Annotated in this window: 6 protein-coding genes; 1 reads left to right on the top strand and 5 read right to left on the bottom strand. The window is 51.6% G+C overall.

Annotated elements, in window-relative coordinates; all coding sequences use genetic code 11:
* Nucleotides 1-268 precede the first annotated feature (268 nt).
* Nucleotides 269-466 (top strand): hypothetical protein, encoded by a 198-nt coding sequence (locus POG22_RS03155; protein WP_498903578.1) that lies wholly within the window; start codon nt 269-271, stop codon nt 464-466.
* A gap of 5 nt (nt 467-471) precedes the next feature.
* Here POG22_RS03155 and POG22_RS03150 read toward each other — a convergent pair whose 3' ends face one another.
* The 5 genes from POG22_RS03150 to POG22_RS03130 all read right to left on the bottom strand — a co-directional run.
* Complete coding sequence (locus tag POG22_RS03150) at nt 472-2,001, bottom strand: multicopper oxidase family protein (RefSeq protein ID WP_498903576.1); 1,530 nt, start codon at nt 1,999-2,001, stop codon at nt 472-474.
* Between the two features lie 97 nt (nt 2,002-2,098).
* The gene (locus tag POG22_RS03145; protein WP_498903575.1) at nt 2,099-3,001 is read right to left on the bottom strand and encodes a vitamin K epoxide reductase family protein; all 903 of its coding nucleotides are present in this window, start codon (nt 2,999-3,001) and stop codon (nt 2,099-2,101) included.
* 208 nt (nt 3,002-3,209) lie between these two features.
* Nucleotides 3,210-3,707 carry a cupredoxin domain-containing protein gene (locus POG22_RS03140; protein WP_498903573.1) on the bottom strand — a complete coding sequence of 166 codons (498 nt, stop codon included), beginning with the start codon at nt 3,705-3,707 and terminating at the stop codon, nt 3,210-3,212.
* Nucleotides 3,708-3,805: 98 nt separating this feature from the next.
* On the bottom strand, nt 3,806-6,046 hold the full coding sequence (locus tag POG22_RS03135) for a heavy metal translocating P-type ATPase (RefSeq protein WP_498903571.1): 2,241 nt from the start codon (nt 6,044-6,046) through the stop codon (nt 3,806-3,808).
* A 487-nt stretch (nt 6,047-6,533) separates the two neighbouring features.
* Nucleotides 6,534-7,523 (bottom strand): RNA-guided endonuclease InsQ/TnpB family protein (locus POG22_RS03130; RefSeq protein ID WP_498903569.1); only part of this gene is annotated, 990 nt, incomplete at its 5' end.

The raw sequence follows: 7,523 nt of genomic DNA, 5'->3' as shown, positions 1-7,523 counted from the left end.
GAGGAACTTGAAGAAGTGTTGGGGAAAAGGTGCTGTGTCCTTCAAGAACAGATGCAAGAAGAGATTCGGGATTTAACGAACTATCATTGGCTGGAATTTGCGGCTTAAAAGTTTAGCAGGTTTGGAAACAGGATTTGGTATAATACTCGCGTACAAATAATCTTAAATTTATCAAACAGTTTGTAAGCGACGATCGCATTGAAGACAAAATCGCGCTATCGTGAAATATAGAAGTTTCGATTTAATCTAAATAGGAGGAAATCGAACCATGTCTAAATCGATTGCATTTGGAATTGCTCTCGCAACGATCGCAGGAATGACAATTTTTAGCGTTCCTCAAGCTCGTAGCAATTCGACAAACGAAACTTACGAAAGTCCTCAAGAACAACTCGACAGCCACCATCACGGTGGCGGCCGCCACGGCGGCCACCGTGGCGGAAGGGGCGGTAACTGTCCGCGCTGGTAGAAAAACTATCCAGGCCGCATATCGATAATTCCCATCATCCCTAAATCTTCGTGATCGAGGATATGGCAGTGATAGACTGTTTTTCCGGCAAAATCTCGAAAACGAACGCGAATGCGAACAGTTTCGCCAGCAGGTACTGAAACAACGTCTTTCCAAGTGGGTTGGGAATCGAACTGTCCGTTGCGACTGACAACTTGAAACGGGTTGATGTGGAGATGAAAGGGGTGGTCGAACGTTCCTTGATTGACGATCTCCCAATCCTCCACATCGCCCAACCGAACTGACGTATCGATGCGATCGCCATCGTAAGCTTTTCCGTTAATTAAAAACACCATTCCCATACCGGGCTGCATCCCGTGGCTGAGGGTAAAGCGTCGTACTCGTGTCGGTTCGGGAAGGGGAGAAACGGGAATTAAACGGCTTGGTAGAGATTGCACGGGAGTTGACCCTTCGTAAGCAAGGGTAGCTAGGGTCTGCGGTTCGTTGAAATCGCGATCGCCGCCCATCATTCCACCGTGACGACCACCCATCATCCCGCCACCGCGACCGCCCATCATCCCGCCACCGCGACCGCCCATCATGCCCATGCCACCTCGGTTGTAGGGCAAATTCAACAGACGGAACGACGCAGCAGGCTTGTCACCCCGAATTAAAATATCGGCACGTTCTCCCGGCGTTAACAGCAATTCCTGTAGTTCCACAGGTTCGGCGATCGCTCCGCCATCGGTCGCCACGAGGTAAAACGGGCGGTCTTCCAAAGCTAAGCGATAAAAGCGGGCGTTAGAGGCATTTAACAGTCGCAAGCGCAGCAACCCCCCTTCAGGAAAGGTTAAGGTGGGGTTTAACTGGCCGTTGACGGTGACGTACTGCCCCTCGCGTCCCCGCATTCGTTCCATATGTCCCCAGGCGTTCCCAGTCGGATCGGTGTCGAAATCCTTCAAAAATGCAAAGGTTTCGGTGGCGTTGCGGATTTCGGGAATTTCATCCAATTCTCCTCGAACGATAAAGAATCCCCCCAATCCGGCGAACACCTGACGGGCGACGAATCCGTGATAGTGGGGATGGTAGTAAAACGTTCCTGCGGGATGGTCTTGAGGAATGTCGAATTCGTAGAGAAGAGTTTCTCCCGGTGAAACCTTCAAAAAGACATTGTCGGCGTTTCCTGTGGGGGGAACGTGCAGGCCGTGGTAGTGCAGGTTGGTCGGTTCGTCGAGGCGGTTCGTGAAGCGAAGGCGGACGCGATCGCCCGGTTTGGCTTCGAGGCGAGGTGGGGGAAACTGTCCGTTATAGGTGTAAATGGGGATCGATCGCCCGTCGAGGTTCAATTGCCCTCGTTGTGCTTCTAACTCCATTTCCACCGTACCGGAACCGGCTTGGTTTGCCCCGATAACGGGGGTAGATCGGGCGGTGGCGACAGACACCCCAGACGTGTTTTCAGAGGTTTGAGTCTTCAGACAAGCGTTGAGTAATACTGCCCCCAAACTGCTGGTACTGAAGGTGAGAAATTGGCGGCGGTTGAAATGAAATCGAGACATGAGAAATTTACTGAAAACAACAATCGAGCGTACGTAAAACACGCGAGAACGTCCTCGTCAAATCCACCCGCTAACCCGTACCACCTCGCCTCGCACTTTAACGAACGCTGAAGTTCTGAGATCCCGTGTAATCAGACAGTTCGGCGAGGCGATCGAGGGTTTTCGTACCGGGATACAACTGACCGTTAATTTTCCAGCTGGGATAACTTTGAATTCCGGCAGCTTGACAGAGCTCGGGCTGCGGGTTGGTTCCGCTAGCGTCGCATTCGACGTAGGGAATCGCTTCGGCCGCTTCTTTTCCAAAAAGCTGTTTTTGTTCTAAGCAGTGACTGCACCAAAACGCCCCGTACATCTTCGCTCCGGTTTCTTCGAGGTGTTGGGCGAGGGCGACGTTGTCTGGTGCCGAAACGGTGGTGACGGCGTAACCGCTGTCAGTTTCGGCTTTGGGGCTGTGGATGGGAGCGTAAACGGCAAGGGAACCGATGAGGGTGATGAAGGCGACGATAATGCCGGTGAAGATAATTTGTCCGAGATCTTCCCAATCTCTCCCGATGAGGGTCAGGACGAACAAGGCGATCGCGCAGACTGCCGAACCGATACAGTACAGACACAGGGACTGGATTTCGGCGGTCATGATATACATCAGGTAGCCGCTAAAAACCGCCATGGCCGTACTACTGACGAACAAAAACAGCCAAGTCCAATGTTCGAGGGTGTTGCGGAGCGACTTTTTCGTTTCTGGGTTGGCGAACCAAGGTAAAACGGCAAAGGTTCCCACGGCCAGATACGCCAGGAAGCCGAAGAGTGCTAGGGGTAAACCGAACACTGTGGCGTAGGGACTTTCCAGAACTTTGTCACAGCCTTCAGTGGGACAGGCGGCGGTTCCACCCGTGAGTTTGGTGAGGGTGAGATAGGCGGTGATGACGGCACCGAAGGCCGCGATCGCTGCAATGACAAAGCGCGATCGCCGTTGAATCCAAGGCTGAGAGCGTTTACGCATCGATAATATGAGGTCGTAGATTTTACGATGTACGATTTTAGGGGAGGATTTGGGAAATTGGGAATTTCAACGGGACGCGATCGAGAAACAGACTTCAATTCAATCAGATTTTAGAGGTGATAAAATCAGAAAATTGGTATTTTTTAATCGATAGTTTTAACTGAAGAATTGGTTAATTTGTTGGTGAAGATTGCCAACGATCGACCTTTTAAGAGTCGGGCGATCTCACTTCGATTTCACCACGAACCATATTCATGCCACAGTGAAACGAATAGGTTCCGGGTTTTTGGGGTGTAAATTCTACAGATGTCGTCTCGTTTAAGGCTAACTCTATCGATCGCTTGAAATTCGGTAAAATCACTTGTTCGACACAGGCACTCGGATCTTTGCGATAGAAGTTCAGACGGACGGGTTTTCCGGCTTCGACTACGATGCGATCGGGAGCGTAACCGCCATCGACAGTAATGTCGATCTGTTGAATTGCAGTATCCGACGTTGCTTTTCGGGCTTGGGTTTTACTGCCGAGAAACCACCACAGTTCTAAGCCAATTAAAGCGATGCCTCCGAGGGTAACGCCAACCTTCACGGGAAGGGGTTGTTCGATGGTTCTGAACGAATTCTCGTGACTGGGAGCGGTTTTCGGTTCGGCTAGAGCCGTCGTCGTTGTAAAAACGAACGTACCGAGCAGTGTAAGAAAGAAAGTCATAGTTGTTTCAACGGGATGACGAGATCGGTCGGTCAAGAGAGGAGGAAAGTTCGTCTTATTCGATCGCCCTTGGCTCCCCTCATCGTTGAAGGTTAGGTTTACAAGTCGACACGGCGCAGTCGTAGCGCATTGGTAACCACGGAAACCGAACTAAATGCCATCGCACCTCCAGCGATCGCGGGATTGAGTAACCAGCCGAGGAAAGGATAGAGAACGCCGGCCGCGATGGGAATTCCGAGGGTGTTGTAGATATAGGCGAAAAAGAGATTTTGTCGGATGTTTCGCATTGTCGCCCGGCTGAGTCGAACAGACGTGACAATTCCTTGTAAATCTCCTGAAATTAAGGTGATATCGCTGGCAGACATGGCGACGTCGGTTCCCGTTCCGATCGCAATACCGACATCGGCTTGGGCTAAGGCGGGAGCGTCGTTAATCCCATCCCCCACCATCGCGACGATTTTGTCTTCGGCTTGGAGTGCTTTGACGCGATCGGATTTTTGGCCGGGACGGACTTCGGCGAAAACGCGATCGATCCCCACTTGACGGGCGATCGCTTCGGCGGTTTTGCGGTTGTCCCCCGTCAACATCGCGACTTCTAATCCCATACGATGCAGCTTCTTCACCACGTCCGCCGAGGAAGGTTTCAAGGTGTCGGCAATTCCCAACAATCCCTCGAGTTTGCCATCGACGGCTATCCAAGCAGTGGTTTTCGCCTCGGATTCCCAGGCTTCCTGTTTGTCTCGCAATGCCGAAACGTCGATGTCTAATTCGGACATCCATCGCGTCGTACCGAGTTGTACCCGCTTTCCGTCAACGACAGCTTCGACGCCCATACCTTCTTTAGCTTCAAAGGCTTCGGCATCGAGTAAAGGAGTCTGGACGTCCTGAGATTTGGCGTAATTGACGATCGCCTCGGCGAGAGGATGTTCGGAGTAGCGTTCGACAGACGCCGCCAAACGCAACAGGTCGAGTTCGCTATCGATGCCGGAAACGGTCACGTAATTGGTAACGCTGGGTTTGCCTTCGGTGAGCGTTCCGGTTTTGTCGAGGACGATGGCGTCGATTTTATGGGCGATTTCTAAGCTGTCTGCCCCTTTAATCAAAACGCCCCGCTCGGCACCGAGACCCGTTCCGACCATAATCGAGGTGGGTGTGGCTAACCCCAAGGCACAGGGACAGGCGATAATTAAAACGCTCACCATCGTCACGGTCGCTAGGGTAAGGTTTCCGGTGACGTTAAACCAGACGAGAAAGGTCACGATCGCGATGGCGATGACGACCGGAACGAACCACCCCGTCACGCGATCGGCGAGTTTTTGAATGGGGGCTTTGCTGCCTTGGGCGTCGCGGACGAGTTGGACGATTTGCGAGAGAACGGTATCTTTGCCGACGCGAGCCGCTCGAAATTGGAAACTGCCGCTTTTGTTGATCGTCGCCCCGATAACTTCGTCTCCTTTTTGTTTTTGGACGGGGATCGGTTCTCCCGTCACCATCGATTCGTCGATGGTCGAAGATCCCTCGAGGATCTCGCCGTCTACGGGGATTTTTTCGCCGGGACGGACTAAGATGCGATCGCCGACTTGTACGTCTTCGATGGGAACGTCGATTTCTTCGCCGTCGCGGACGAGGCGAGCGGTTTTTGCTTGCAGCCCCATCAGTTTACGAATGGCTTCTGAGGTTCGTCCTCGCGCTCGGTTTTCTAGCAATCGCCCCAATAGAATTAAAGCAATAATGACGGCAGCCGGTTCGTAGTAGACATCGGGTGCAATTCCCTGTTGGCGGAAAAAGTCGGGAAAAAACGTCGTCCATAAGGAATAGAGATAAGCGGCTCCGGTTCCCAATGCAACCAAGGTATTCATATCAGCAGCGTGGCGTTTGAACGCTTTCCACGCACCGACAAAAAAGCCCTGTCCGCACCACACCATGACGGGCAAACTCAACACCAGTTGCAGGAGAGGATGGTGCAGCCACATAGGAATCCAAGGGATCTCTAGCCCCGTCATCATCGGTAAAGAGCCGATGACGAGAACGATGCTGACGATGCAACCGAAAATGACTTTACGGGTTAGATCGCGCTGTTCGGCTTCGCGGGCGTCCCGTTCGGCATCGCCGACATCTGTGTCGTCGACGGGTTTGGCATGATATCCGGCATCTGAAACGGCGTGTTGAATCGTTTCGATGTCGGTCGTGTCGCCCTGGTAGCGAACGGTGGCCTGGGCGGTGGCAAAGTTGACGTTGCAGCCTTTCACGCCAGGAACGTTGGCGATCGCTTTTTCGATGGCGTTGGCACAAGCGGCGCAGCTCATGCCTTGCAAGCTCAGATTGACAGTTTGAACCATGATCGATTCCGATGGCGTGTTGTTAAGTTCATAATTATTGACGTATATCGATTTATATGATAATCGCTAATTCAGAATTGTATGATGAGGTATCCGTTACCTCAGTCCGAAAAGCTTTGATTCGGCTCGATCGCAAACGAATAATTCGGTTTAAACTCTTTATAAAACAGTATTTCAGATTAATTGAGCGTAAAACATCTAACTTAAGAGAGGTTTTTTCAATATCGCTCACGATCTCTTGTAAAAACGACAGCAGCACTGGAATAGAACATCGATCGACGATCGCACGTCATATTATATGAATATATTTCGATTTATAAATGACATACAAAGGATAGGAAGATTGACACACCGCCTTTAATGGTGGCTAGCACGACGGGACAATGCCGCTTGTCTGACAGCGATCGCCTCCATCATGACGCTCAAATATGAAACGCTCGTGAAATCAACTGCATCGAGGGAAGTGACGTACTCCCGACGCCGACCGCTAAGCAGTACGGCGTGGGCTTCTCCTCTCGTTACGGGATTCGCGTTTTATAGTGAGGCGAACGCCCAACCCCACTTTTTTGATGAGTAACCCAGAATTCACATCTCGCGGCATGGACGCCCTGCAATAAGGGCATTCATGCCAGCGATCGGACAATTCCTTCGGCACTCGGTTCAGGCACATTGCACAATGTTGGGATGTGCCAGCAGGATTAACCTTCACGACCCGCTTACCAGCTCTTTCAGCCACGTAAGGCAGTACATCGTTGAGGAACCCAGCTATCCCAGCATCAGCCAAACTTTTATTCAAGCCCGACTTGGCTGCTTGCCCGTTAGGGAGAAACGTTCCGTTCTCCCCCGGCTTCGGCCTATTTCGTCGGGACATATTAGAAACTTTCAGAGCCTCGACAAAGATGACTTCCGCTTTCTCGATTAACTCTCGAGCGGTTTCAAAATGCCACTGCTTCCGTTGCCGTGCAATGCGTTGGTGCAACTTGGCAATACGCTCATTCAGCTTACGGCGCGGCTTTGAACCTTTAGCCCTGGCGTCTCGCTTTGCCTGGAGCTTAGCTAATTTGTCTTCAGATTGGCGGTAAAACTTTGGCGGTTGCTTAGTTAAACCATCAGAGCCGGCGATGAAGTATTCCAGTTCGGCATCCACGCCAATGCTATTGGTTTCGGTGGGCTGTATCTCGATAACTGGCAAGTCAGGAACGCTCTTGTCTTCAAGGGTTAACGTGACATACCAGCTATCGGCCTTCTTTGTTACCAGAGCCCGCTTAATCGTGAATCCCTCTGGCACAAGGCGATGTTGAATAAACTTGACTTCACCCAGCTTGGGCAGCGTGACTTTATTGCCCTGGATGCAGTCGGGTTTGACTCGCTGATAAGCAAAGGTGCGATAGCGGTTCTTCCCCTTAAATCTAGGCTTACCGCTACGTTTGCCGTTCTTGTCGCCTTTGATGAACCGAGCCAATGCGAGGTCTACCCG

It is taken from the genome of Geitlerinema sp. CS-897, assembly GCF_028368005.1.
Taxonomy (GTDB): domain Bacteria; phylum Cyanobacteriota; class Cyanobacteriia; order Cyanobacteriales; family Geitlerinemataceae; genus Baaleninema; species Baaleninema simplex.
The sequence above is the reverse complement of the archived record's forward strand: the minus strand, read 5'-3'. Positions and strand labels throughout refer to the sequence as shown.

Coding starts and splice junctions, on each gene's coding strand:
- POG22_RS03155 (WP_498903578.1), top strand. CDS start 269: ATGTCTAAATCGATTGCATTTGGAATTGCTCTCGCAACGATCGCAGGA.
- POG22_RS03150 (WP_498903576.1), bottom strand. CDS start 2,001: ATGTCTCGATTTCATTTCAACCGCCGCCAATTTCTCACCTTCAGTACC.
- POG22_RS03145 (WP_498903575.1), bottom strand. CDS start 3,001: ATGCGTAAACGCTCTCAGCCTTGGATTCAACGGCGATCGCGCTTTGTC.
- POG22_RS03140 (WP_498903573.1), bottom strand. CDS start 3,707: ATGACTTTCTTTCTTACACTGCTCGGTACGTTCGTTTTTACAACGACG.
- POG22_RS03135 (WP_498903571.1), bottom strand. CDS start 6,046: ATGGTTCAAACTGTCAATCTGAGCTTGCAAGGCATGAGCTGCGCCGCT.